Genomic DNA, 26242 nt, shown 5'->3' on the forward strand with positions numbered 1-26242 from the left:
AATCGGTCACTATGTCGGGCCATTCCGCAAGTGGACTGCCGCGGTGAATGAGCACATCAGCAGGCAGCCATGTCCTACCGCCGTCGGTCGATTTCTGGAACATGATACAGGAGGTGTTCGCCAGAGTGTTCGCCGAGCCGGTCAGCAGCAGCGAGTCTTTCTGGAACGCAACGTAGACCGTCTGACCAGATGGTGTACGTGGTCCAAGCGTTATCGCCGGAGATTGCATCCAATTCGTCGGCACATCACTATGGTCGATACGTACGCTCGGCCCGAACGAGGCAAAGGCGATGGTAACAGGCAAAGCGAGTAGGCATAGCGCATGCTTCATTGCAGGTGCTCCAATCCCGGAGGGGCGGCAATCCCGCCGCCCTGAAAGCTGCCTTCTGCTATACGCCGTCTACTTTCCTCTTCTACCGAGTAATGACGACCTTGGTGACGGCCGACGGCTGACGGCTCGCGGCTGACGGCTCGGCTCGGACGAAGTAGACACCAGGTGCCAGCGCCCGCACATCATTCGCGCCGGGCCTGAGGTCTATGACCTTCCGCCCGCTGACATCGAGCAGGCTTGTGACTTGTGGCTTGAGGCCTGAGGCCTCGGGCTGGAACAGCACGCCGCGGATGACGGTAGCGATTGGCCGTGCGGAGCTGGGCCTGCGGGATTCTTCGGCGATGGCAAGCGGGTTGTTGGTCGCGAACCAGATCCGGAACTGCCCGCCGGAGTTGGGCCCTTGCGCCCAGACCACGTCGGCGTAACCGGCGGAGTCGGCGCCGATGTCCGGGAAGCCGGTACTCAGGGTGTCTTCATTGACGAGTTCGGGATCGGACCAAGAGGCGCCGTGGTTCGACGAGGATGCGTAGTATACGTAGGTTTTGTTGGGTCCCATGGTATACATCGTCAACGCCGTGTGCACGCGGCCGTCGCCTGAGAGGGCGAGCTTGGCGTCGTCGCACGACGGTCGAATCGCTACAGGGCTGCCCCACGTGTCCGGCCCAGAGCAGAACGTACGGAACTCGGTGAGATCCTGGTGGCCGTAAAGACTCTCACCAGCGCCGGTGTAGTCGCAGATGATGTGGTCCCGTTCGGCGACGACATGAGGTGAGGAAGCGTAGTAATCAAACGTGTCGAGCTGGACCCCGGGTTGGAAAGTCAGGCCGCGGTCGAACGAGCGATACAGGTAGGCACACATCCCGATGTGCGGTGTCGAATCGTACCAGTGCGGAACCTCCGCAACCACAAGGTACTGATTCGTACCCGGCTGGATAAAGACATCTGGTTGGTAGCAGCCCCGGTTCGTCGTGTCGTCGTCCACTTGTACAACCTGGCCCCACGTCGCTCCCCGGTCGGTCGACGCGGATGACCAGATGTGTCGGCCGTTCCAGACGCAGAGGAGGTTGCCGGCTGGGTCCGCAGCGATCCGGGCCGAGCCGATCACTCTGTCTAAGCTGTCATCGACTCTGGCCGGTGCGGTCCACGTTGTCCCGCCGTCGCTTGAGCGCTGGCACGAGATATGGTAGTGGCGACCCCCAGTAGTGTCAATGTACTCGTCGATGTATTCGACATAGACGTTGCCGTCCGCGTCGGTCGTGATGTCAGGGTCGGCTGCGTAGCGGTCTCCGCGTCGAATCAGCATGTCCTCGGGCAGCCAGGTTCTGCCGGCATCGGTGGACTTCTGGAACCAGACGTCGCAGCGGCCGGTAGTATCGCCCTCGAACGCAATGTAGACTGGCTGGTGTGACGGCGCGCCTTGGCCGACGGCAATTGCGCAGTAGCCGCACTCGTATTGGGACTGGTACTGGTGATCAACGCGGACGTTCGGCCCAAACGAGGCAGAGGCGAGGGCAGCAGACCAGAGGAGCAGCAGAATCGGTTTCATCATTAGCGTCCAATCTCGGAGGGGCGGGACAGCCCGCCCCTCCCTGAATGCTGTCTCCTGCTATGCGCCATCTTCTTTCTTCTCGCCTACCGGGTAATGACGATCTTGGTGACGGCCGACGGCTGGCGGCTCACGGCTGATGGCTCTTCCCGCACAAAGTAGACACCGGATGCCAGCGCCCGCACATCATTCGAGCCCGGATGGAGGTCGAGGACCTTCCGGCCGCTGATGTCGAGCAGAGCGGCGCGGGACATGACCCCACCTGGGAGGGTGAATCACCGCCGCCGTAGTTGTACTGCGGCTCACCTTGTCATCACGACCTTGGTCACATCAGCGCGGCCCGGCGCGTCAAGACGAATGAAGTAGACGCCATGGGCAATTGCGGCTCCATTACGGTTGGTGCAGTTCCAGACCGCGGAGTGCTGACCTGTCGTCTGGTCTTCGCCGACAAGGCGTCTGACTTCTCGGCCCGTTAGGTCGTAGACAGAGAGGTCCACATGGCTTGGCGAGGCAAGGAAATACAGGACATCAAACCAACCCGGCATGGTCCTCACCTGCAATCCCGAAGACACACGCGGCTCGGTCTGCTTCGCTTCCGCGATCCCGTACCCGGTATCACGCAGAACGTAGATGTCATTCGTGTCAACCCCGACGACGAATATGCGCTGGCGTATCGGGTCGAGTTGGATATCTCGGATCGCCGCATGGTTCACCAGCATCTGTTTCACTATGAACGAATCGGTGTTGCAGTCGAGCACCTTTATGCAACTATTCCAATACGGGAGAGAGGCGGTGGTGACTTGATAAACACGATTGCTCCACGGCACCCACCGTACGATCCACGTGCCCCCGTCCGGACTGTAGTCGACCTTCTTTCGAACCGAGTCCGTGGCGCAGTCGACGACCCACATCGTATCCGAGTCGGCGCTACCATTTTCATCGGCGAAATAGACCTTGTCGTCCCGCTCGTCAACGGCTGCCTGGCCATAGAGCCCGCCCCAGATTCGCACCGGCAAGGTGCCGACCAGCGTGTCGCGTTCCGTATCAATGATACCTACATTCGAAGGTCCGGGCTCTCCCTGGAAAGGCGCGACGTACGCCTTGTGGAAGGAGTTATTGAAGAGAAGGGCATCGGGTTGTACTCCGCTCACTCGGCTCACATCAATCACCTTCAAGACCGAGTCGGCGACGTAGTCATAGACGTAGAGCTGCTTATCGCCCCCTTGCTCCACGTAGAGTTTCCGGCCGGCCGAGTCCCAGCACGCGTTCGTGCTCACCCCCCCAAGCGTAGCCCGGCGCACGACAGAGTCGGTAGCGCCGTCAAACGCGTAAAGAGTCTCCACCGCCGCCTTGTACAGACGGTCGACGTCACTCAAGTAGACCATCGAGGGCATACGACTGCAGAAGTGCAGCCAGCGTATGACCGTGTCGGCTGCGGCGTCAATGGCCAATATGCTGTCTGACATGTTGCGGCCAAGGGCGTAGAGCTTCAGCCTGCGCCAGTTCCAGGCGTGACCCATCTCACCATACACCTCATCAGAAATGGAGTCCACCACCCGATAAGTTGAGCAATCAATGACGTAGTACCGGTCGGGCTCGCTGGCGGCGTAGAGCTTGTTCAGCTCCGGCAGATAGGCCGCATTGCTCAGCATGCGGTCTGAGCCACGGGGAAGCCTTATGATAGTCTCCACCTGCACTTGCGCGAAGAGCGCGATAGGAACGAACAGCAGCAGGACGTTTCTCACCAGCATTCCTATCTCGGAGGGGCGGGAACTCCGCCCCTCCGAATATTGGGTCTATCTAATCACTGCCTTAAGCCTGGCTTTCTCCGCGCCCATGTCAAGCAAAACGAAATAGGCACCGGCGCTCAGCTTCTGTGCCACACGATCTGTATTCCAACTCAGCCGGTGCAACCCGGGCTTCTGTTCGCCGGCGTCGAGCACCCCAACTCGCCTGCCAAGCGCATCGTGCAGCGTCGCACGCACGTGGGTAGCCTTGCTCAGTTGGTATTCGACTTCTACGCCGCAGTAGCGCGAGACGGCATGAGCCTGTGTTCTTGCTGGACCGGTGACATTGGCCATCTGCTCAGCAGCCTGAAGGACTTCGTCCGACGGCGGGTCAACTCTGAAGAATTCGCATGAGCCAGTGACCATATACTGCACATGCTGCTCGCAGAACACCATCGAAGCCTCCGCGGTGACATTCTCAAGATACTGCGGGTCGTAGTACGGGCGGCTGTCGCGCGTATTCCACACGTACCAGGAATTCGAGAAGGGGCTGTAGAACCACGGAAAGTCCTCCCCACTCTGCTGCCCGCCGAACGACGCCCACGCATAGCGCCCATCGGTCACGCCGGTTGCATCCTGAGTAGTGAGCGAAGTTCCTTCATACTGCGGATAGGCAGCAGGACTGGACGTAAGCTGGTTCCACTCGCCCGACGTGAGGTTGTACTCCCAGAAGTGCGTTGAGCCACCCCCGACAAGCAGGAGAATCGAGGCGTGGCCTGAGTTGCCGAAGCTGCCCTTGTACGCCATCGACGCACCGACGCCTCCGCTATTGTCTGTTAGACCCGTGAGTTGTATCCATCCGTAGTCGACTATGAACTTGTGCGGGCCGTTCCAACACCAGCCGGGACCATTCGGGTCGGGAGTGCCGGTGCGCCAGTAGTAGCTGGCGTTGTCGAGCGCAGTCGTAACCTGATACTGCGGATCGGATCCAGTCACGTCTATTATGGTGCTGCAGAAGGACGAATCGGTCGCTACCTGCAACCGATATTGCGTAGTTGCAGCACTGTCCCACTGGAACAGTGGGGTCGAGTTGCCGGTAATGGTACCTTCGCCCGGGCAGATGCCGTCCACAACGACGTTATCAGACGATATCAGAGAGTAGCGCCAGAATTGCCCGCCGTTACTCTTGCTGAGGTAATACACCCAGCCAGGGGTGTTCCCGTACGGAACGTAGGTGATGCAGGAGCCGTCGCCAGGAGTAATGGGCAGATTGACCGAAGTAGGGTACCAAAAGTATCGCAGGTCGTCCATGTACAACTTACCGGTCTGGTTACTTGGCGCATACCCACTGAAGAAGAACACTCCGTTGCCCTGCCGCTGAAACGTGGCCGATGTCCACTCCAGATAGGGGAAGGGAGCGCCATAATCGATATTCCACTGCGGGGTGGTTTGGTCCACTCTGGCCCACCCGTAGTGCGTCTGGCTGCCGTATGGGAAAACACCGTATACCCAGTAGTGCCAATCGTTGTCGGCCAGTCTTCCGCCTGTGATTCGGGTGCCCTCGCCGTTCGTCACGGGGACGTTGTCCAACTGCACCCAGGCCATGGTCGCAGTGGCTGCGATCAGTACGCAGCAGAGAATCGCTCTGAGCATATAGACCTCCTTTTGTTGCTCAGATTGCGCGCACTTGTGTGCACGCTTCCCCCAGGCTATAATTCTCTTGGGCAGCACAGAGTTCATTCTCTGAACCTGACTATTCCTGGCTGGGAGTTTCAGGTGCTGCCCTTTTCGTTTGTGTTCTGCGCGAAACCATGAGAATTACGAGAGTGGCGGCGCAGAAATGGCCGTGCGGACGCAATGGCGTAATTGTATTGTGTTCTTGACGCAACTGGAATGCGCGGACAGGGGTTCGGGTTCGGGCCAGCGGAGGCCTCCGATTTCTGGTCGGATGCTGCATAGCTGATGGTTTGGCCCGTTCATGGTTCCACTAACTCCGCTAGACACCAAGATTCTAGTCCGTTCCCGCCGAAGTCAACAGAAATCTTCCTCCTTTCTGCCCCCCCCCCTAAGGCACGTAAATACGTTACTTACGATACAAGGGTATCGCTGACTACCACAATCGCATAGAAGGGGGTAGCGCGAACCCAAGTCTCGTGTCCAATTGGCGACCTGCTTGCCGCAGTGTGCGAGCACCGGGACACGACTCTTACGCGCATGCCGACTCGGTTTCTGTTGCCCGGTGACGGCTTCAGACTATCATAGTTGTGATGCTCAGACGGCAAGAGTCAGCGGCCCTGAATCCAGTACTTAACCACAGAGCGCACAGAGATACAGAGAGCGGGACCGGACTCCGGCCACGTCCTTTCTGCTTTCTACGTGACTTCTGTGGTGGACCTTTTCTTGGGGCAGCGGTTGACATCTTGCGAATCGTGGCGTAGGGTAGTCGCACGTAACAAGGAGGAGACGTGGCTCTGAAGACCGATGCGGAAATCAGGCAGGGGTTTGACAGCGACCAGTTCGTGGTCAAGAGGACCGTAACGTGGGAAGGCATGCGAGGGTATGCGGCCGAGCACAAGACCGCAAAGAACACGGCGACCGGCAAACCCAAGAAGGCGTTCTACGTCGAGGGCAACGGTTACCAGATGGGCCATCTGATGGGACAGCTTGCCGAGCCGGACGTGCGCCGCATGACGAGTGAGTTCGTGGACAAGATCGTGCTTGCGTTCATCGACCCGAAGCTGGAGGGGCTCGAACGCGAGAGGTTGTACCGGGCGCTGATGCACGGCATCAAGGATTGGTGTCAGATAGTCTACACTTTGCATCCGAATGACATTCCCGAGCCGCTGCGCCAGGAGATGCAGGGTATCGTTGACGGGTGCAAGTACGATGATTCGACGTCGCCGGTGACCTTCCAGAATCTGCTATCGCTGAACGTCGGCGTCGACGTGTTGGTCTCGGCAATCTACACGGGACTTGGGATTCTGGACTGGGTAGGGGCAATCGTGCCGAAGATGGCCGGTTCGGTTCCCGGGTTGACCGCGGCGGCGCCGCCCACGGCGGAGCTTTTCCGCGTGCCGCTGAACTTCGGGTGCAATGCCTTCGCCGCGTTCGGCAACGCCGTGGCGGCTCCGCACAACCAGTTCTTCTTTGGCCGCGATTTCCAGTTCCCGACCGCGGACGTGTTTCAGGATACGGCGTGCCTGGTTGTTTACAACCCGTCCTACAGTCTTCCTAACGGGCAGCCCGCGCTGCCGCTCGTAAGCCAGACCGCGCCGGGTTTTGCAGGTAGCGTCACGGCGGTGAACAGCATGGGCGTGGGCATCGGCGTGGACATGGTTCCGTCGGGCAATTGCGACCCCGGGCGGCCGGGACTGAATTCGCTCCTGATGGTACGGTACGCCGCCCACAGCGGGTACGGGGCCGCGAAGACCGTGGATGCGATTGTCGCGGCGCAGCGGGGCGCGTCATGGCTGTACCCAATCGGCGACGGCACGAACAAGCAGGCGGTGGTCTGCGAGACCGGCGTGACCACCGGAAACCTGAATTACCTCGGCTACCCGCCGGCCGAGATCAAGCATTTGCTGCCCACGACGGGCTTCCAGCCGTCGCAGCGAGGCGTGTTCGCCCGCTGGAACGGATGGCAGTACCCGGCTCAGTACCAGCAGTACAACCCCGGCCTGTTCAACTACATGAAGAGGCAGTACGACCCGGCGAAGTTCGGGGAGCACGCGTACTTGAACCCGAACTGGAAGCCGGGCCCGACCCAGGTGGACGAGGGCTACTTCTTTGCGCCCCAGCGCGAGTCCAAGCCTGACCTGCTGGTCGTCACCAATCACTACCTCGTGCCGGAGATGCGGTTGTGCGCGATGAAAGAGTGGACGAACGTCGTGGCAAAGTCAAAGATGCCGGACGTGCTTTGGCGCTACGACGAACTCAACAGCCAGTGTCTGGCGAACTACGGCAGTATCGACTACCCCAAGGCTTTGGAACTGATAGATTTCCTGTCGCCGTTCCGGAAGTTTCCCGACTACTACGGCGCGAACCACGTGATCGAGGGCAGCGTATCGCTTTGCGACCTGGTAGCCAAGACCATGGAGAGCCACTTCGGGTACCAGGAAGACGAATGGGTGAAGCTCGCTCTGCCGAAGTACATCAACTAGCGGCGTAGCACGTGACTGATACCGACCACCTGCTCGACCGGCTCGCCGAGGCCGTGACGACGATGAAGCCGGAACTCGTCGCCGAGCTGGCGCGCAAGGTGCTTGAGCAGGGCTTGTCGCCCCAGGACGCCATGACTCAAGGCCTCGCTGCAGGCATGCGCCGGATGGGTGAGAAGTTCGCGGCCAAGGAGTGCTTTGTTCCAGAAGTGCTGCTCGCGTCCAAGGCGATGTACGCCGGGTTCGAAATACTGAAGGCGAAAGTCGGGCGCGGAGAGTCGGGAATGGGGGGCAGAGGAAAGGTCGCGCTCGGGGTGGTACAGGGCGACATCCACGACATCGGCAAGAACATCGTGAAGGTAATGGTGCAGGCGGCCGGGTTCGAGGTGGTTGACCTCGGGCGGAACGTACCGCTGCCGGAGTTCGTGAAGGCTGCAGAGAACGGCGTCGCAGTGCTGGGCATATCTTCGCTGATGACTACTACAATGCCACGGATGGGCAAGGTGGTCGAAGCGTTGGACAAGGCCGGGCTGCGTCCGGGTGTGAAGGTCTTAGTGGGCGGCGCGCCGGTAACGGCGCAGTTCGCCAGAAATATCGGGGCCGATGGATTCGCGCCGGATGCCCACGCGGCGGTGATAGAGATAGAACGGCTGACGGCTAGGGGCTAGGGGTCAGGGGCTAGGGGATAGGGATGGAGTCGGACAGGAGCAGGCGGTTTGCTGCGCTGATGCGCGGGGTGAAGCCTGACCGGCCCGTAGTCTTCCCTATGATCGTGGCGAACCACGCGGCCCGTCTGGAGGGCTTCTCCATTTCCGAGGCCGTGACGCAGCCTGATACGCTGGCGCGGGTGCTGTACTCCGCGTACCGGTTCTACGGGTACGACCTGATAATGGTCTTCTCCGACACGATGGTGGAGGCTGAGGCGATGGGTGCGCAGGTGCTGATTCCCGAGGACGACGACCCGTTTCTGCTCGAACCGCCGCGTGTTTCCAAGCTTGAGCCGGCTGACCCGAAGAAGGATGGCCGAATGCCCGTCGTGCTTGAGGCCACGCGCCGGCTGAAGGCGCTGCTCGAGGACGAGGCGCCAATCCTGACTTCGCTAAAAGGGCCGTTCTCGCTTGCATCTTTCCTGCGCGGAATCGACAAGTTCCTCGAGGACCTGCTGACTGACCCCGGACGGGCACACGAGTATTTGAAGCTCGCGACCGAGAACCAACTTGCCTACACCGACGCGATTATCGAAGCTGGCGGGATTCCGTTCATCGGCGACCCGGTCGCATCCGGCAGCCTGATCAGCCCGGAGATGTTCCACGAGTTCGCCCTGCCATATCTTGCGCGACTGGTCCGTTCGGTCCGTGAGTCCGGCGTGAAGGCGGGTCTGCACATCTGCGGCGAGACGAAGAGCCTGCTCCGCGATATGGCCGCCACAGGTGCGGATTTCCTGAGTATCGACGAGATGGACCTGGCGTTGGCACGACCGGAGGTCGGCGACAAGACAATCCTGATGGGCAACGTCTCGACAAAGCTGATGCTCGAAGGGAATCCTGACCAGGTTACGACAGCGGCGCGGGAGTGTCTTGCGCGCGGGGGGCAGAATCTCATGCTTTCCACAAGTTGCGATGTGCCGCCCGAGACGCCGAAAGAGAATGTCAAGGCTCTGGTGGCGGCTGCCAGAGCGTGGGGGGCAGCCTGATGGTGACGGTATCACCACGCGGCGGACACAGCCTGCGACAGCTTCTCCACGACGCCGGGATAGGTCTGCGGTCGGATTGCGGCGGCGTCGGCACCTGCGGCAAGTGCCGGGTACGGGTGCTAGTCGCAGAAGGAGAGAAGAGCGTTCTCTCCTGTCAGTATGTCCCGACCGCCCCGATGGCGGTCGTGTCGGACGAGGTCGAACGAGTCCGACAAGTCGGACGGCGTGGCAAGGCGCGCACGAAGTCAGGGGCACTCCGTCTTGCTGCAGACATCGGAACGACCTCGATTTCGCTGGCCGCCGTTGATGAGAAGAAGCGCCGAGTCGTCGTAAGGCGGGAGGTGCTTAATCCGCAAATGATCTTCGGTGCCGATGTGATGAGCCGCATCGCCGCGGGCAAGAAGCTCCGTCGCGCCGGTCTGGAGCCGGTGCTGCTGCGGTTCATGGACGACGTTGGTATCGCGCGCAAACACCCGGTTGTGGCCGTGGGTAACACGGTGATGGCCCACTTCCTCATGGGCCGGAGCCCGGCATCGCTCGGCGAGTTTCCCTACAAGTCGCGGCTACCGCTGCGCAAGAGCCTGACTTACGAGCGCGGAGGCATCTGGTTTCAGATGCTGCCTTTGCTCGGATCTTTCGTCGGCAGCGACTGCACCGCGGCGATTCTTGCGTCCGGTATGTATCGAACAAGTAGGCTGTCGCTGCTGGTGGACGCGGGTACCAACGGCGAAGTGGCACTTGGTAACCGTGAGCGGATGCTTGTGACGTCGACCGCCGCAGGCCCTGCGTTCGAGGGCGCGACTCTTGAGTTCGGCAGCCTGGCGCAGACCGGCGCCGTCAAGTCCGTGCGCCACGAGCGGGACCGGTTTGTGTCGGAGGTTGTTGGCGGTGGCGAGGCGCGTAGCATCTGCGGTTCGGGTGTGCTCGACGCCGTTGCCGAGGCGGTGCGTGTCGGCAGAGTCGATGCCTCCGGCAGAACATGCGGCGGAGCGCGCCTTGAACTCAGCGACGGGCCGAAACCGGTTTTCCTCTCGCAGGCAGACATCCGTGAGGTGCAACTGGCGAAGGGCGCAATTGCCGCGGCCATACGCGTGCTGCTGGCCGAGTGGAACGCGCCGGCGTCTAAAGTCGAGCGTGTGTGCGTGACGGGCAAATTTGGGGCCGCGATGAACCCCGCTGCGGCGGTGAGAATCGGATTGCTGCCGCGGATACCGCTCGAGCGCATCCGCCGGCACAGCAACCTGGCTCTGCTCGGCGCGGTCAAGGCGGCTCTGGACACCAGGCTGTTCTTGGAAGCGGAGCGGCTCGCTGCAAAGTGCCGCGAGGTGGTGTTGAGCAGCCACCCGCAGTTCGAGCAAACCTTCATCGACTCGATGGGACTCGAACCATGGAACTGATACCGCGGGTGACGTTCGAGCAGATACGGTGGGAGCGGCTGGAGGAAATAGCCGCCGAACGTCGGAAGGGCGCTAAGGTCATCGGCTACTTCTGCATCTATGCTCCCGTCGAAATCGTCGAGGCAGCGGGCGCGATCCCGGTCCGACTGATGCGGGGCGGGCAAGCGGCCGAGGAGGCGGGCGAGAGATACCTGCGTGCCGACGCCTGCTCGTTCTGCAGCGCGTGCATGGGCAACTTTGATCTTGACCCAGCCTACAAGCAGGTCGACGCCGTGCTGGCGGTGAACACCTGTGATATGATGCGGCGTCTGCCCGAGTCTATCGAGAACCACTTCGGCATTCCCGTGTTCCAGCTCTACATGCCGCGGACGTCCGAGCCTTTGCCGCACCGCGTGGCCGAGTTCCGACGGCAATTGGATATACTCGCTGCGGATCTGGCCGGGCTGACCGGGCGGTCCGTTTCAGACGAGCGGCTGGAGTCAGAAATAGCCGCGTTCAACCATCTGCGGGCAATGCTGCGCCAGGCGAACGACACCCGGCGGGCTAACTCGCCTCTGCTTTCCGGCAGCACGACGCTTGACCTGACAGCCACAGCATGGTTGCTGGGGCCGGTGAAGGCCATCTCGCTCATCGACGAAGTGCTGCGCATGGTCGCGGCACGGCCTCGTCCGGAGACGCAGCGGCCACGGCTGATGCTCGGCGGCAGCATGCTGACCGAAGACGACCGCTGGCTGCTCGACCTTGTCGAAGAGAAAGCCGACATTGTGACCGACATCCTCTGCACTGGTACGCGGTGGTTCGCTGAGGACGTGCCTGGTGGAGGGGAAAGTGGAAATGGCGAAGTAGGGGGGCAAGAGCGCGTCCGGTCGGATGGCAACCCACTGGACCGGCTGGCGCGGTTCTATTTCAGTCGGCCGTGCATGCACCGCCGTCCGAACACCGACCTGCACACGTATGCGGAGGAACTAGTCCGCGAGTTCCGGGTGCAGGGACTTGTGTACAAGACGCTGCTCTATTGCGACCCGTGGAACTTCGAGGCCCGACGCCTGCAGGAAGCGCTGGGAATTCCCATACTGCATCTTGACACCGACTATTCAACCGAAAACCGGGAACAGATGCGCACTCGAGTCGAGGCGTTCTTGGAAACACTGTGAAAGCGGAAAGGGATCGAGAGATCAAGGGATCAAGGGATCAAGTGCCAGGTTGGGCGGACCCGAAGTCGGCGCGCGTGACCTTCGATCAGTGGCTTGACCTGTTTGACCGTGTGCCGGATGAGTTGATTGAGCGGTACCACTACTACGGCAATGGTGAGGCGTGGTCGAAGTACTTGTTCCCACCCCAGACGTTCTCGATCTACGGTGCGCGTCACCTGCGGCGACTCAAGTTCGATAATTCCCTGGCGGCCCTGCGGATGTGGGGATTTGTGCAAAATGAGACCGAGCGGCTGTTCCGAGCAAGGCAGACAGGACGTCGCGTCATCGCAACGATGGGCGACCTTGGCGCGGTCCCGGTCATCGTGAACTCGTTCCCGGGTTGCGTCGCCTTCTACCCCGACTGCATATGGTGGACGCCGTTCGTGATGGAGAGCCGGGTGCTGTTCGATGCCGCCGCCGAGCTGGGCATCGGTGATGCCACGTGCTTCTCGCGCGCGGCTCTGGGCGCATTTTCCAAGCACTCCTACTTCCCTGACCCGGACCTGGTTATTGCCTCGACCGGCGCGTCATGCGACGACTACTCCGGGGTCGAGCAACTGGTGGAGTCTTTCGCACCCGACATGCTCTGGGTCGAGGAGCCGCTTCGCGGAGAATGTCGAATGTCGAATGACGAATGTCGAATGGGCGGAGCCAGCGAGAGGCAAGCGCTCATCGAATTCCTGAAGCGGGAGTACGAGCGGGTCGTCGAGCGGATGGAGAAGCTTACCGGTCACGCTATCACCGAGGTCGAGCTACGCGAGGGCGTGCGTCGGGCGAATCGAGTGCGAAATCTGGTGGCGCGGCTGCGCGATCTGGCGTTCCGCCACGCGGCGTTGGCTGCTCTTGAGATGATGGTTGTTGAGTTCGGAAACCTGCACTACTACTCGGACATGGGCGAATGGACCGCGGTGCTGGAGCACCTCCTAGGCACGGCCGGAGGCCGCGCGAGGGAGGGAGAGCGGGTGCTTCCCGAAGACGCGTTGCGAGTCGTCTGGGTGACACCACCGGCTGACCCGTTGCTTCTCACGTATGTGGAGGACGCGGGCGCGAGGGTGATGGGCACGGAGTACGTCATCAACCAGGCGCTGGAGATCATGGACGAGTCGAAGCCACCGTTGGAGGCGATTGCCGAATCATTCATGGCCGCCTCGCTGATCGGCACTTCAGGGCAACGGGCCAAGTCGGTGATAAGGCAGGCGCGGGAGCGACAAGCCGAAGGTGTTATTATCTCGGGAATACTCGGCGGCTCGCACTGTGCAATGGAGACGCGGCTGATATCCGACATCGTGAAGCAGGAACTCGACCTGCCGGCATTGGAGTTCGATGTCGCGCCGGCTTCGAACGAAATCGGACGGCAGTTGCAGACCAGGATTGATGCTTTCCTTGAGGTGCTGAGGAGCCGCCGGTGAAAGACCTGCTGACCCCGCGTGAGCGCTTTGGCCTCCTGGTTATCGACGAGCCGCAGGACCGCGTGCCGGTATTCCCACTGGTCACGGCCCACGCGGCTCGCCTTGCCGGCATCCCGGTGCGCGAGTACTACACCGCTGGCGCGGCGATGGCGCGATGTCAGCTCGTCGCTCAGGAGACCTATGGCATCGACTTCATCTCCTTTTTCTCCGAGGTCGGGTTGGTAGCCGAGGCCTTGGGGTCGCAGTTCGACTATCCCGAGGACGACCTGCCGTTGCTGACGCGGCCGAAGTGGACCGATCTGACGAGATTGGACGACCGTGTTGTCGGCCCGTTGACCGATGGCCGGCTGCGCGTCTACATTGACGCCGTCACCTATGCTTACGAAGCAAGAGGGGACACGGTGCCGATTCTTGCCTATGTTCCGGCACCGTTCACGACCGCGCAGCAGCTCGTAGACCAGGAGGCGTTTCTCCTCGGTCTGCTGACCGAACCCGAGCGGGTGAAGGAACTGCTTGCCTACGCGACGCGCTCGATAGTTCGTTTCTGTCGCGCTATCATCGGCGCGGGCGGGCTGCCGATTCTTGTCGACCCGTTGGCGTCGGGTAGCGTCATCTCGGCTGAGCACTACCGCGAGTTTGCTCTTCCTTCCGAAGCAGAGGTGATTCGCTACCTTCACCGATATGACCTCGATGTCGTGCTTCACATCTGCGGTGACACCCGAACGACCATCGCCATGATGCCTGAGACCGGAGCTGACCTGCTGAGCATCGATCGTGTCGACGTGGCGGGCGCGATAGCCGGCGCGGGGCAAGCGTGCCGTATCATCGGCAACTACGACACGTCCGCGATCCTGCTGTCAGACCCGAAGACCATTGAACGCGAAGTGGCCGAGATGACAACGGCAGGGAAGAATTGTCCGAAGGGCTTCGTCGCCGCCACCGGCTGTGAGGTGCCGGTTGATACACCTCCCGAGAACGTGCGCGCCTTCGTGCGTTCGGCAAGGCAGGTTGGCTTCAACCCCGATTACGGTCGGAGGAGGAGAGCGTGATTACTGCCGGGATTGACGTTGGTTCGGTGAATACAAAGCTAGTGGTGTTCGACCGCGCGAGCCAACAGGTATTCTGCGAGAGAGTCGTCCCGACCGGGCCGCGACCCCGGGAAACCGCGCACCAGGTCATGGCCGAATGCCGTAGTGAACACAAGGACCTCAGTGGTCACGTGCGCGGTGTGGTGGCGACCGGCTATGCCCGTCATGTTGTGGACAAGGTTGAAGGGACCATCACCGAGATCAAGGCCGCTTCCCTCGGTATCCGCTACTGGCACCCGACGTGCCGGACAGTAATCGACATCGGGGGACAGGACTCCAAGGTGCTCAGCCTCGACGAATCGGGCAAGGTGCGTGACTTCGCAATGAACGACCGCTGCGCAGCCGGGACCGGCCACTTCCTGTCAGTGCTGGCGAAGACGCTGTCGGTGCCGCTCGAAGACTTCGGCCAGTTGAGCCTTGAGTCCCAAAGGCCGGTGCCGGTTTCGAGCCTTTGCGTAGTGATGGCTGAGTCAGAGATACTCTCACTGCTCGCGGCCGACACGCCGGTCGCTGATATCATCGCCGGTCTGCACGAGGCGCTTGCCAGACGCGTCGCCAACATGGCGGCGCGGCTGCGGGTCGAGCCCGATGTCGTCTTTACCGGTGGTGTGGCGCAGAACCCCGGGATGAGGGCAGCGTTGGAGAAGGCGCTGGGAACTCCAGTCACGGTTGCCCGGAAGCCATTGCTGGCCGCGGCGCTCGGCGCGGCTCTGTCCGCTGGGGCCAGCGACTAGACTTCTCGACCTCGCGAAGCAGTGCCTCGACGAGTTCGTCTTCGGCGCAGGTCCTGACTACCCGGCCGTGAGCGAAGACAATGCCGCGGCCTTTGCCGCCGGCAATCCCGAAGTCGGCCTCACGCGCCTCACCGGGCCCATTCACGACGCAACCCATTACCGCTACCTTGATCGGCTCCGCGTGCGCGCTCAGCGCCTGCTTCGTTTTGCGAGTCAGGCCAATGACGTCGATGCCGGTACGACCACAGGTGGGGCAGGAATAGACCAGCGGCCCGCGGCGGCGCAGCCCCAGCGCGCCCAGTAGTTCGTACCCGGCTGTGACTTCCTGCACCGGATCACCGGTCAGCGAGATGCGGATTGTGTCGCCGATACCCTCCAGAAGCAGGACCGACAGCGCGGCGGTGGAGCGAATTGCGCCCTCGAAGGGTGGTCCGGCTTCGGTCAGCCCAACGTGAAGCGGGTACGGCCAGTGCCGTGACAGCTGGCGATACACGGCGATAGTCTCAGGTACATCAGTGGACTTGGCCGACAGCACAATCCTCTTGAACCCAAGCTTCTCGAACGGCTCCAGGCAGACCGTCATGCTTTCGGCCATTGCCGCGACCGTGGGGTGCCGGTGTTTTCGCAAGACTGATTTCTCGACGGAACCGGCATTGACCCCGACTCGGATTGCCGCTCCCGAGTCCTTTGCCGCGTTGACGATCTCGCGCACCTTCCACTCCGCGCCGATGTTACCGGGGTTGATTCGCACTTTGTCGAACCCGGCCTTGATCGCGGCCAGGGCCAGGCGATAGTCGAAGTGGACGTCGGCAACCAGCGGCAAAGCGACACGCTTGCGGATTTCGGGCAGTGCTGCGGCAGCGTTCATGTCGGGCACGGCCATGCGCACCATTTCGCAGCCCGCACGTTCCAGCCGACGGATCTGGCGTACGGTTCCCCTCACGTCGTCGGTGCGCGTCTTGGTCATGGATTGGATAGAGACCGGCGACCGGCCACCGATTGCCAGTGAGCCGACGCCGAAGGCCAGCGTCTTGTGTCGTGGCTTCTGGCTAGTAGCTGACGCGCTCAATCTTCGCCCCGACGGCTCCTAGCTTCGATTCAAGCGACTCGTATCCCCGGTCGAGGTGGTAAATACGTTGGACTTCGGTCTCGCCTTTCGCGGCGAGCCCAGCCAGGACCAGTGCGGCCGACGCGCGGAGGTCGGACGCCATGACCTGTGCCCCAGACAGGTTCTCGACGCCCTGAACGACCGCGGTCCGGCCATTAATGTCGATCCTGGCGCCCATGCGGTTAAGCTCCAGCGCGTGCAGGAACCGGGCTTCGAAGACATTCTCGGTCACTACACTCGTGCCCTGGCCGCATGCCAGGAGCGCCGTGAACTGAGCCTGCAGATCGGTCGCGAATCCGGGGTATGGCGCGGTTGTGATCGTGACCGATGCGGGACGTCGCTCCGCGCTGACAATGAGCTTGCGTTTTCCCGTCTCCACGGTTGCGCCAGTCTTGCGCAGGCAGTCGATGGCCGATGTCAGGTGGGCTGGTTCGCAATCGGTGATCTCCAGGTCGCCGTGCGTTATGGCGGCTGCGACCGCAAGCGTGCCGGCCTCAACCCGGTCCGGAATCGGCCGGTACTCGGTGCCGCGCAGGCGCTTCACACCCCTGATTCTGATGACCGGCGTACCGCCGCCTTCGATCCTGGCGCCCATGCCGGTCAGGAAATCAGCGAGGTCCGTGACTTCCGGCTCGCAGGCGGCGCCCTGGATGACCGTGTCGCCTTCGGCAAGCACTGCAGCCATCATCGTGTTGGCGGTCGCGCCCACGCTGGGCCCGGATGCGCCTTCGAGCAGCATGCTGCCGCCGCGCAGACGGCCGGTGGCGTGGATGTAACCGTGTTCGATGTTCACTTCCGCCCCGAGCGCGGCGATGCCCTTCAAATGCAGGTCAACCGGGCGCGGACCAATAGCGCAGCCGCCCGGCAACGAGACCCGCGCGTCGCCGAAGCGTCCCAGCAAGGGTCCGAGCACGTAGTAGCTGGCGCGCATCTTGCGCACGATATCGTAGCTGGCGATGCGTTCGACTTTGCCTGCCGCTGTGATTCGGACGGTGTGCTTTCGCTGTTCGACCTGGATGCCGAGCGAGCGGAGGAGCTTGGTCATGGTTTTGACGTCCTCCAGGAGCGGCACGTCACGGATCGTGCACGTTTCCTCGGTCAGCAGGCACGCGGCAAGAATGGGAAGGACCGCGTTCTTGGCGGCAGCGACGGCGACCGAACCTTCGAGGCGGGTCGGACCACGGATGATAAACTTGTCCATCGAACACATATTCTTGGGTCCCGAGATGGAAAGTCAAGGACAGGAGTCGTGAAGTCCGATCCGTCCGCGGGCATCGCACCGTCGGCAAGTCGGGCCGTTCGGGCCGGACCATACCTCCTTGACTTCCGCTTTGGGCAGCCTATAGTAGTCCTCGCTTGCTCCGACCGGCGCAGAGCGAGGTGCTGCGTGGTCGCAATGGTTCAGCTTTCAGGATAAACAGAACAACGGCTCTGTCCGAGCAGAGCCGAAAGGAGGATCGATGTTCGTTGCTATTCTGTCAATTGTGCTGCTGTCGGTCACGCCGGGCGGCCCGGTGCCACCCAGCGGGCCGGTGCCGCTCGGCGGCGGCGGGCCGGACACATTCGGTTACAAGTACCTGGACTCGGACACGACCGGGCCGGGCGCCCCTACGTACAATTGGTTCAGCATCAAGGGCGTGGGCACCAAGATAACCAGCCTCGGTGACGACAACACTGCCGGGCCGTTTGCGATCGGGTTCAACTTCCCTTATTACTGGTACCGTGTCAGCTCAGTCATCGTCGGTTCCAACGGCTACATCACGTTCGGCGACGCTTCTTCGAATGCATCGCCTTTCCACGCGGTCCCGAGCACGTCCAAGCCGAACAACCAGCTTGCCCCGTTATTGACTGACCTTGACTGCGGCTCCACCTATTCGCCTCACGGATCGGTCTGGTACTGGACGAACCACAGCGACAGCTTCATCGTTGAGTACGACAGCATCGGGTTCTGGAGCACGGGCGGCAACAACACGTTCCAGATTCTTCTGACCAAGGCGGACTCGTCCATCAAGTTCCAGTACCAGCAACAGAGCGGCGCGCCGTACAACGGCTGGAGTGCCACCGACAACCAGACCGGTATCGAGAATGTCTCGGGCGCTATCGGCCTGAACTACCTGTCCGGCACGACTCCGGCGAGTAACGCAATCCACGACAGCCTCGCGGTCCGTTTCTTTCCGCCCGAGTCAACCACGCTGAAGGTCCACGACGTGGGTGTCCGCAATGCGATGAACGACCGCAACGGCGGTGTGTTCACGGTCAACGGCCGGCCGCTCTCCTTCTGGGCAGTGGTCAAGAACTACGGCAACCAGGCCGAGGCCGGGTACCAGACCTACTTCAAGGTGCTGCGGCAGAGCGGTACGACTCTCTTCTCTGACTCAACGTGGGCCTCGCCGTCGAATGCCGGCCAGACCGAATCACTGCCGCTCGCGGGCCAGTGGCGGCCAGCCACGAACGGCACCTATGTCATCAAGATCTACACCAAGATGAGCGGTGACATGCTGGCCGCGAACGACACGGCGACGATCGAACTCCACGTGGTCTCCATGCCGGCACTGCTCACTTACGACAGCGGCACGCCCCCCAGCTCGATGTACTGGAATGCCCCGGGCGGCTTCGGCAACCGGTTCGTGCCGCCGGTCTACCCGTGCTCGATACAGGGCGCGCGGGTCTACATGCAGGAGAACGCGGTGACTTCGACGCCGTCTATCTCCATCTGCGCCCCGGACTCCCTGGGCGCGCCGGGTGCGGTGTTGTACGAATCGACGGTCACGGTTTCCTCCGCGGCCTGGTACACTGTGACTCCGTCCAGCGCGGTGGTCATTGACAGCGGTGCGTTCTTTGTCTGCGCCATGTCGGACACGACCGGCGAACCGTCGTTCGGCATGGATTCCGTCCCGCCGCTCTCCAACCAGGGTTGGGAAAACAGCGGGGTATGGGCACCGAGCCGCGACGGCGACGTGCGTGACGTCGCCGCGAACGCGACGATTTCCGGACCGGTCGGGATTCTGGAGCCGGTGAAGGCGACGCCGATCCGGGCGCCGGCGCGGATTGATGTCAACCCGAATCCGTTCGGCGGCATGACCACAATTCGACTGCTCAACCCGACCGGGCTGGAGAAGGCGGTGGAGCTCTACGATGCAACCGGCAGCGTGGTGCGGACACTCAGCCTGAGCCGCGACCAGGCGATACTCGATGGCCGGCATCTGGCGGGCGGCATCTACTTCGCTCGCGTGGCCGGGGCCGAGGCGCCGGTGGCCAAGGTCATCGTCACGCACTAGGCGAGTAACTCTCCACACAGCGGCGGGGAGGCAACTCCCCGCCGCTTCGTTCACGCGGGCTCCGCGCCGCTGTGCCAGATGCCTTGACAAACGGACTGAGCGGGTGTATAACAAACCAAGGTATGGTCGAGAAATGGCCCAGCCGGGCCCGGATGCATGGTGAAAATCGCTCTCCTGCTTGCGCTGCTTCGACGGGGGCAGAGCTTGAAGCCGGGTGCGAACGACGTCAGCCGCCTCAGCCCCGGCGTTTACTTTGTGCGTCCGGCGTCGGGCGTGATGCGTGATGCGTCAAGCGTCACCAAAACGGTCGTGACGAAGTGGGGACTCACCACTTAGACACAGAGAGGAAGGGATGAAACCGGAAAGGCTGAACCGGGAAGCCGGAACCGGCATTCATCCTTCATCCCTCCGCCTTCATCCCTTCTGTCGTATGCTTGGCGTTCTTGGCGTCTTGGCGGTTCAATATCGGATTCGGGACTACCGTGATTGCTTGACATTATGGAAGACGTCGCCACACTGTTGGTACGCATTGGCCGTGGCCGGCCGGCATGGACTGAGAGCGCGTGCCGCCTCAGGGGGCGGGGTACGCTCAGCAACAGCGGCACTGCCCGGCGCCGGGTTGAAGGAAGCCGACGGCGGCTCAATGCCGCAAAAGGAGGAGGCATGTTCGGAAGGAAAGTAGCTTGTGCAGCATCTATTTGCGCCCTGTGGAGCCTGCTCGTAGCCGGTGAGGCGCGGACGCTCCCGGGCAGCAACCATCGGACCCGTAGTCAGTATTCCAATTACAACCACATCGCCCGAGTTCTGCGCGGGGAGCACCAAGCGGTCTGGCCGCCGCGCAGACCAATTGCGGAAAACAGGGACAGCCCCTCGGAGCGCTTGCGTCGGACGTGCCCGGGGCACCGTAGGAACGAGCAGCGCGGTACAGTCCCTGTTTTCCATGGCGGGAGATTCGACGACGCGTTCATGGTCGACACCGGCGTAGTGCTTGGGCCGGCATCCGGCTCGCAGTACTGCTACGGCGCGGCGTCGAACGGGAACGGATGGCGCGTGATGTGGTCGGACGACAACAACTACTCTGTTCGTACCAGCGGCATTGGTACGGGTGGATCCTTGCTCGACCCTCAAGGAAGTCTGGTTGGACAAGAGCAGTATTCGTATACAGGACTGACCCGGTCGATCACCGGCACGGGTTCCGGCTTCATCGCGGTCTGGACTTCCGGGTACGACGATAGCATCTGGGCGGCGCGGCTGGACTCGGCCGGGACGCCCCTGGATTCGTTTCTCGTCTGGGCCAGCGATAGCGGGCAGAACACACCGGCGGTCGCGTTCGACGGCGATTCCACCTGTCTTGTGGTGTGGACTGAAAACCCCTATGGGAACAGCGACATCTATGCGTCACGAGTGACGACCGGCGGCCGGGTCTTGGACACGGTGCCGTTTCCGGTGGCAAAGGAGTCCCTGCAATACGAGATGACGCCCACCGTTGCGTTCGGACACGGATTATTCCTGGTGGCATGGACTGCGTACGATACGATTTCGGCGACGGCCAAGGCGACAAGAGTATCGAGAACCGGCAGCGTACTCGGTCGCGCCATATTCCTGCGCCACGATCCGGCAAGCATACAGGCATTCCCGTCACTGGCATTCGGTGACACGTGCTTTCTTGCGTCATGGGCCGAAGGCACGGCGCAACCTGATATTTACGCGGCTCGCGTTTCCGTGTCCGGAAACCTTGTCGACACTACCGGCATACAACTGTGCAGCGGCCCGACCTATGACGAGTATCCATCGGTCGGGTTCGACGGCACCAGGTATCTTGTCATGTGGTGCGCGCTTGATACCACGTCGTACCGTGGTTCTCTGCGTGGCCGCAGGATGACGGTGGACGGCGTTCCGCTCGATTCAGGTCTGATTCGGCCCGACGCGGGAGGATTCTCCTGCGAGTACCCCGGCGTGGCCGCGGACCACGCGAACTTCCTCGTCGCCTTCAGCGAGTATGACACTCTCTCCTATGACTACGGCGTGAGCTGCACACGTATCAGCCCGGGCGGGGCAGTGCTCGATTCCGGCATCTTTTTCCCGTTGGGTCCGGATGCCCAATCCGGTCCAAGCAGCGCCTCCAACGGGACCGACTACTTCGCCGCGTGGCTTGAGTCTGCGGACCAGGGCTCGGCAGTCAGCGCAGCACGGATTAGCGCCGGCGGCATCGTGCTCGACCCGGTCGGATTCCCGGTCAACGATGCGCCGGGGAACAAGCAGAGTCTGGCGACCGGGTTCGGAGATTCACTCTATTTAGTGGCCTGGGCGGACTATCGGAGCGTAGATGGCAGTACGGACATTTGGTGTGCGCGGGTAGACAGTAATGGGACGGTTCTTGACTCGGCGGGCATCGTGGTCTGCGCCGCGACGGGTTATCAGGACCAGCCCGACATCAGCTTCGACGGCCAGAACTTCCTGGTGGTCTGGCAGGACTATCGCTCCGGGATGACCGACAACATCTACGCGGCCCGAGTCAGCCCGGCCGGAGTCGTGCTCGACCCGGGCGGCTTTGTGGTGGCTGCTGCCGACACGTTTGACGATGTGCAACCGGCAGTCTGCTTCTCGGGAAGCGACTTTCTCGTTACTTGGCCAGGTACGAACACCAATGCATATGGGAGCAGAGTCTATGGAGCTCTTGTCAGCCCTGCCGGCCAGGTTACCAAGCCGAGGTTCGTAGTCGGCGGCGCGGACAACTACCAGACCTCGCCATCGGTTGCGCGCGGGCCGTCCAGCTCGCTTGTGGCATGGGAGGACGACCGCTCCGGCTATAGCAGCGTATACGCAGCCCGAGTCCGGGCTGACGGGACCGTTCCGGACCCCAACGGCATATTCATGGATTCGACCGGCTATACCTCACCCTCCCCACGCGTCACTTCCAGCGGGTCCGCATTCAAAGTGCTGTGGCGTCGCCAGAACTACGCCGGAGATACCACCTACTTCGTCGCGGCCCAGGTTGACACGGCCGGAAACGTCGTCCGGAAAGGAGATTGGTTCGGGCTGCCCGGTTACGACGACGGGTTCGACGCGGTCTATGGCAGCGGCCCGGATTTGTTGCTGCTGTTCAGTTGCTACACCGACACGGCGATGGGTCATTACTACGGCGTCGACCGCCTGTGGGGAACGCTCGGAGTGCCACTCGGAATCCAACATGCCGACAGCCGGCAGTTGAGGAAAACGACCAGCGGGGCCACAGTGATCCACGGCGTGCTGGTGCTGGGCGCAGTAGACAGTAGACAGCAGACAGTAGACAGGACGGAACTGCTGGACGCAGCCGGACGGAAGGTCGCCGAGTTGCACACAGGCACGAACGACGTGAGCCGCCTCAGCCCCGGCGTGTACTTCGTCCGGGCTGAAAGCCGTAAGCTGTCAGCCGCAAGCTGTCGCAAGGTGGTCATCGCGAGATAGGAGGATGGAATGAAGTTCCGTGCTGCCCTATCTGCCGTCTGCATCCTGATTTCATACGGACTAGCCCTGACGCCTCATTTCAACCCCCGGGATGGAGTCCGGCAGGCGCACTCCAGTCACTCCGAGCCTCGGCCCAGCAGCGCGTTTCTGGTCGACACGAGCATTACGTATGTTAACCCAGCCGAGGACCGCAGCGCCCCGGCGGTCGCGTTTGACGGCACCAACTACCTTGCAGTCTGGGAGGACTTTCGCAACTCAGAATGGAACATCATCGGAGCGCGAGTCACGCAGGCCGGCGTGTTGCTTGACACGGGCGGTTTCCTGATCTCCGAGAATTCGGACCAGCACGACCCGGCGGTCGCGTTCGATGGCACAGTCTTCCTCGTTGTCTGGTCGGAAATTCGCGATACCGTAAGAGACATTCGCGGGGCGCGGGTGACGCCGGCCGGCACGGTGCTTGACCCGGCGGGCATCGAGATCTCCACCGCTCCCGGCGGCCAATTCTATCCCGCGGTTACGTATGACGGCACGAATTTCGTGGTAGTATGGAGCTACACACAGGGAGGCATCCATGGCATCCATGGTGCGAGAGTGTCGTCGGCGGGCGCAGTGCTGGACACTGCCGCTATTGTGATTTCGACCCATACGGACGACAGCCCATCGGCCGTTGCTTCTGACGGAACGGGTTCTCTGGTTGTTTGGCAGTTTAGTGGTTCCGTCATTTGCGGTGTGAGGTTGGCGCCAGGCGGGACGGTGCTTGATTCTGCGGCCATCACGATATCGGATGGGTCCCAAGGGCGAGCGTATCCCGCAGCAACGTATGACGGCACGGACTACGTTGTTGTATGGCAAGACAGCAGAAGTTCGCTGTGGGACATCTACGGCGCACGGGTGAGTAAGCAGGGCGTTGTTCTCGATACATCAGGCATAGCGGTCACTGCCGTTGGTAACCAGACGTACCCGTCGGTTACGTTCGATGGCGAGAACAATCTGGTGACATGGAGTGACAAGCGGAATGGGGCGGATATCTATGGTGCCCGTCTGAGTCCCCAAGGGACCGTTCTCGATACGTCGGCGATTCAGATCTGTGGGGCGCCCAACCGGCATGATGATCCGGTAATCGCGGCCGGTCCTGAGAACTGCCTCGTAGTCTGGTGGGACCAACGGCATGAGTACACTACTATCTCTGGTGCACGCGTCGACCACAACTGCACTGTGCTCGACCCCGAAGGCATTCCGCTATCCCTGGCCGCGAATTTCGAGGAGCATCCGGCTGCTGCGTTTGATGGCGAGAATTTCCTCGTCGTGTGGCAGAGCTACAATGGCAACGACTGGGACATCTTGGGCATCCGCGTGGCCCCGACGGGCAAGATTCTCGACCCGGTGCCCATCCCCATCTGTACACTTGCCACCGACCAATCTGCTCCGAAGGTCGCCTTCGATGGCGCCAACTACCTGGTCGTCTGGGAAGACTGTCGCAGCAACAGCTATGGGAGCATCTACGGAACACGTCTGACACCAGGTGGCGTTGTTCTTGACGTGGGCGGGTTTCCTATTGGCGGTTCTGCGCCCGCCCAAGACGGCTTCGAGCCGGCAGTCGCGTTTGGCGGCGGCTACTATCTTGTGACATGGGCCGGTGACGCCGGGACGGATAATATCTACTGTACGCGTGTTGCCACGGACGGCCGCGTCCTGGAAACCCAATTGCTGGGCTATTATCCCTTTTCGGGCAGTCTCGAACCGGCGCTTGACTACAACGGCGATAACTTCCTTGTTGTCTGGGAGCGTTGGCCCTTGAGCTACCCTGTTGACATCTATGGTGGTCGCGTAACTCCGGCCGGCCAGGTGCTCGACGGTTATGGCTTTGAGATATCCGGGGCCGCAGGCGATCAGCGAACCCCAGTGGTTGTAAAAGGAAAACCTGCCTCGCTCGTCGTGTGGGAGGACGCGCGTCGCGGTGAGTCTGACATCTATGGCGCGCGGGTGACCGCCGATGGTGTGGTTCTGGATGTCTCGGGCATTCCTATCTGCACGGCCGCGCGGACCCAGATGGCCCCGGCGGCCACTCCGGACGACAGTAACTTCTTCGTGGCGTGGTCAGACGACCGCAGCCGCGACTGGGACATTTACGCTGCACGAGTCAGTTCGCAGGGCAGCGTTGTCGATTCGGTCGCGCTCGTGGCGCAGCAGTACGGCCAGGTGAATCCGGCTTTCGGGCGGGGCACGGCAGGGCTGAGCCTCATGGTGTACCAGAGTCTTGCCCCGACGATTCTGGGCCGATCAGCGGACGCGCCCCGCATCTGGGGGTTCTTGCTGAACACGCCCTTCGGCGTGACCGGTGACGTGGCAAAGGCGACTTCATTCGCATCGCATGCGACGGTCGTCCGCGGCATCCTCTTCCTGCCGCGGGACATGACCGAATTGCCCGGCAATTCGGATCGTGTCCCAAGGCCCGTGCTGCTCGACATCTCGGGCCGCAAGGTGCTCGATCTTCGTTCCGGCGCGAACGACGTCAGTCGCCTCAGCCCCGGCGTGTACTTCGTGCGAGAAGCTCAAGCCAAAGCTGTCCGGAAGGTGGTCCTGACGCGCTAGAGCGCGGCCTCAACAGCACCAGTCGGGACTGGCCTCGCGGCTCGTCAGAAGGCTCCACAGATTGCTCGCCCAAGAGCTTGCTGGATGGCCTCTTGCATTCCTGGTGTCTGCGTACCGCCGCAAGCTGCCGTCCTTGGAATGATGAAGGCCATGGTCAGCGCCCAATCAGCCGACACGCTGCATACCGGTCTTCAAACCACTCAGCAAACCACTCGGTAATTCACTCGGCGAGTCACTCGGCGTGTCACTTGGCAAGTAACTTACCGTCTCACTCGGCAAGTCACTTACCGACTCACTAGACGAGTCACTGGGTAAGTCACTCGGCAACTCACTGGGCAAGTAACTGGGCATGTCACTTACCATGTCAGTCGGTAAGTAACCAGGCGAGTCACTCACCGAGTCACTCGGTGACTCACCAGGCAAGTGACTCGGTAAGTCACTCGGTAAGTGACTGGGGGAGTCACTGGGGGAGTGACTGGGGGAATCACTGGGGGAGTGACTTACCGAGTGCTGGCGCAGGTCACGCTGCATGCCAATTATAG

At 61.8% G+C, this 26242-nt stretch carries 19 protein-coding genes; 12 read left to right on the top strand and 7 right to left on the bottom strand.

Features of this window, described 5'->3' with window-relative positions; all coding sequences use genetic code 11:
- From VMH22_10045 to VMH22_10065, 5 genes are all read right to left on the bottom strand, one after another.
- Positions 1-331, bottom strand: a 331-nt coding sequence (locus VMH22_10045) for a hypothetical protein (protein HTW92035.1), incomplete at its 3' end; no start/stop codon positions are given.
- Between the two features lie 82 nt (positions 332-413).
- Entirely contained in the window at positions 414-1880 is a 1467-nt protein-coding gene (locus VMH22_10050; GenBank protein HTW92036.1) for a sialidase family protein, read from the bottom strand.
- 83 nt (positions 1881-1963) lie between these two features.
- Complete coding sequence (locus tag VMH22_10055) at positions 1964-2131, bottom strand: hypothetical protein (GenBank protein HTW92037.1); 168 nt, start codon at positions 2129-2131, stop codon at positions 1964-1966.
- Positions 2132-2179: 48 nt separating this feature from the next.
- Positions 2180-3622 (bottom strand): FlgD immunoglobulin-like domain containing protein, encoded by a 1443-nt coding sequence (locus VMH22_10060; GenBank protein HTW92038.1) that lies wholly within the window; start codon positions 3620-3622, stop codon positions 2180-2182.
- A gap of 51 nt (positions 3623-3673) precedes the next feature.
- Entirely contained in the window at positions 3674-5257 is a 1584-nt protein-coding gene (locus VMH22_10065) for a hypothetical protein (protein HTW92039.1), read from the bottom strand.
- Between the two features lie 812 nt (positions 5258-6069).
- Here VMH22_10065 and VMH22_10070 point away from each other — a divergent pair.
- The 8 genes from VMH22_10070 (at position 6070) to VMH22_10105 (ending at position 15275) form a co-directional block, all read left to right on the top strand.
- A complete protein-coding gene (locus VMH22_10070; GenBank protein ID HTW92040.1) occupies positions 6070-7764 on the top strand; it encodes a hypothetical protein in 1695 nt (564 codons plus the stop codon).
- 11 nt (positions 7765-7775) lie between these two features.
- Positions 7776-8429: a corrinoid protein gene (locus VMH22_10075; protein ID HTW92041.1), complete on the top strand. Its 654-nt coding sequence runs from the start codon at positions 7776-7778 to the stop codon at positions 8427-8429.
- Between the two features lie 23 nt (positions 8430-8452).
- Positions 8453-9454, top strand: coding sequence for a uroporphyrinogen decarboxylase family protein (locus VMH22_10080; protein HTW92042.1), 1002 nt, complete (start codon positions 8453-8455; stop codon positions 9452-9454).
- Positions 9454-10851, top strand: a complete 1398-nt coding sequence (locus VMH22_10085) for an ASKHA domain-containing protein (GenBank protein HTW92043.1) — start codon at positions 9454-9456, stop codon at positions 10849-10851. The genes VMH22_10080 and VMH22_10085 overlap by 1 nt, the downstream gene beginning before the upstream one ends.
- Entirely contained in the window at positions 10842-12005 is a 1164-nt protein-coding gene (locus tag VMH22_10090) for a 2-hydroxyacyl-CoA dehydratase family protein (protein HTW92044.1), read from the top strand. Before VMH22_10085 ends, VMH22_10090 begins: the two co-directional genes overlap by 10 nt.
- A 74-nt stretch (positions 12006-12079) precedes the next feature.
- Complete coding sequence (locus VMH22_10095; protein HTW92045.1) at positions 12080-13453, top strand: 2-hydroxyacyl-CoA dehydratase family protein; 1374 nt, start codon at positions 12080-12082, stop codon at positions 13451-13453.
- Positions 13450-14502: a uroporphyrinogen decarboxylase family protein gene (locus tag VMH22_10100; protein ID HTW92046.1), complete on the top strand. Its 1053-nt coding sequence runs from the start codon at positions 13450-13452 to the stop codon at positions 14500-14502. The genes VMH22_10095 and VMH22_10100 overlap by 4 nt, the downstream gene beginning before the upstream one ends.
- A gap of 26 nt (positions 14503-14528) precedes the next feature.
- A complete protein-coding gene (locus tag VMH22_10105) occupies positions 14529-15275 on the top strand; it encodes an acyl-CoA dehydratase activase (GenBank protein ID HTW92047.1) in 747 nt (248 codons plus the stop codon).
- On the opposite strand, the gene ispG is transcribed toward VMH22_10105, so the two are convergent.
- Both ispG and murA read right to left on the bottom strand, forming a co-directional pair.
- Positions 15205-16344, bottom strand: coding sequence for a flavodoxin-dependent (E)-4-hydroxy-3-methylbut-2-enyl-diphosphate synthase (gene ispG, locus VMH22_10110; GenBank protein HTW92048.1), 1140 nt, complete (start codon positions 16342-16344; stop codon positions 15205-15207). The two genes, VMH22_10105 and ispG, sit on opposite strands and share 71 nt — an antisense overlap.
- A complete protein-coding gene (gene murA, locus VMH22_10115; GenBank protein HTW92049.1) occupies positions 16325-17584 on the bottom strand; it encodes a UDP-N-acetylglucosamine 1-carboxyvinyltransferase in 1260 nt (419 codons plus the stop codon). The genes ispG and murA overlap by 20 nt, the downstream gene beginning before the upstream one ends.
- Before the next feature lie 259 nt (positions 17585-17843).
- Here murA and VMH22_10120 point away from each other — a divergent pair, with 259 nt between their 5' ends.
- The 4 genes from VMH22_10120 (at position 17844) to VMH22_10135 (ending at position 25700) form a co-directional block, all read left to right on the top strand.
- Positions 17844-19661: a T9SS type A sorting domain-containing protein gene (locus tag VMH22_10120; protein ID HTW92050.1), complete on the top strand. Its 1818-nt coding sequence runs from the start codon at positions 17844-17846 to the stop codon at positions 19659-19661.
- Positions 19662-19820: 159 nt separating this feature from the next.
- Entirely contained in the window at positions 19821-19997 is a 177-nt protein-coding gene (locus VMH22_10125; protein ID HTW92051.1) for a hypothetical protein, read from the top strand.
- Between the two features lie 327 nt (positions 19998-20324).
- Entirely contained in the window at positions 20325-23108 is a 2784-nt protein-coding gene (locus VMH22_10130; protein HTW92052.1) for a hypothetical protein, read from the top strand.
- Between the two features lie 9 nt (positions 23109-23117).
- The gene (locus VMH22_10135) at positions 23118-25700 is read left to right on the top strand and encodes a hypothetical protein (protein ID HTW92053.1); all 2583 of its coding nucleotides are present in this window, start codon (positions 23118-23120) and stop codon (positions 25698-25700) included.
- Positions 25701-26242: the final 542 nt, after the last annotated feature.

It is taken from the genome of bacterium (genome assembly GCA_035505375.1).
Taxonomy (GTDB): Bacteria; Hydrothermota; Tepidihabitantia; order Tepidihabitantales; family Tepidihabitantaceae; genus UBA2258.

What these genes read in the sequence shown, in the direction of transcription:
- VMH22_10050 (HTW92036.1), bottom strand. Translation starts at nt 1,880, where the DNA reads ATGATGAAACCGATTCTGCTGCTCCTCTGGTCTGCTGCCCTCGCCTCT.
- VMH22_10055 (HTW92037.1), bottom strand. Translation starts at nt 2,131, where the DNA reads ATGTCCCGCGCCGCTCTGCTCGACATCAGCGGCCGGAAGGTCCTCGAC.
- VMH22_10065 (HTW92039.1), bottom strand. Translation starts at nt 5,257, where the DNA reads ATGCTCAGAGCGATTCTCTGCTGCGTACTGATCGCAGCCACTGCGACC.
- VMH22_10080 (HTW92042.1), top strand. Translation starts at nt 8,453, where the DNA reads ATGGAGTCGGACAGGAGCAGGCGGTTTGCTGCGCTGATGCGCGGGGTG.
- VMH22_10085 (HTW92043.1), top strand. Translation starts at nt 9,454, where the DNA reads ATGGTGACGGTATCACCACGCGGCGGACACAGCCTGCGACAGCTTCTC.
- VMH22_10090 (HTW92044.1), top strand. Translation starts at nt 10,842, where the DNA reads ATGGAACTGATACCGCGGGTGACGTTCGAGCAGATACGGTGGGAGCGG.
- murA (HTW92049.1), bottom strand. Translation starts at nt 17,584, where the DNA reads ATGGACAAGTTTATCATCCGTGGTCCGACCCGCCTCGAAGGTTCGGTC.
- VMH22_10120 (HTW92050.1), top strand. Translation starts at nt 17,844, where the DNA reads ATGTTCGTTGCTATTCTGTCAATTGTGCTGCTGTCGGTCACGCCGGGC.
- VMH22_10130 (HTW92052.1), top strand. Translation starts at nt 20,325, where the DNA reads ATGTTCGGAAGGAAAGTAGCTTGTGCAGCATCTATTTGCGCCCTGTGG.
- VMH22_10135 (HTW92053.1), top strand. Translation starts at nt 23,118, where the DNA reads ATGAAGTTCCGTGCTGCCCTATCTGCCGTCTGCATCCTGATTTCATAC.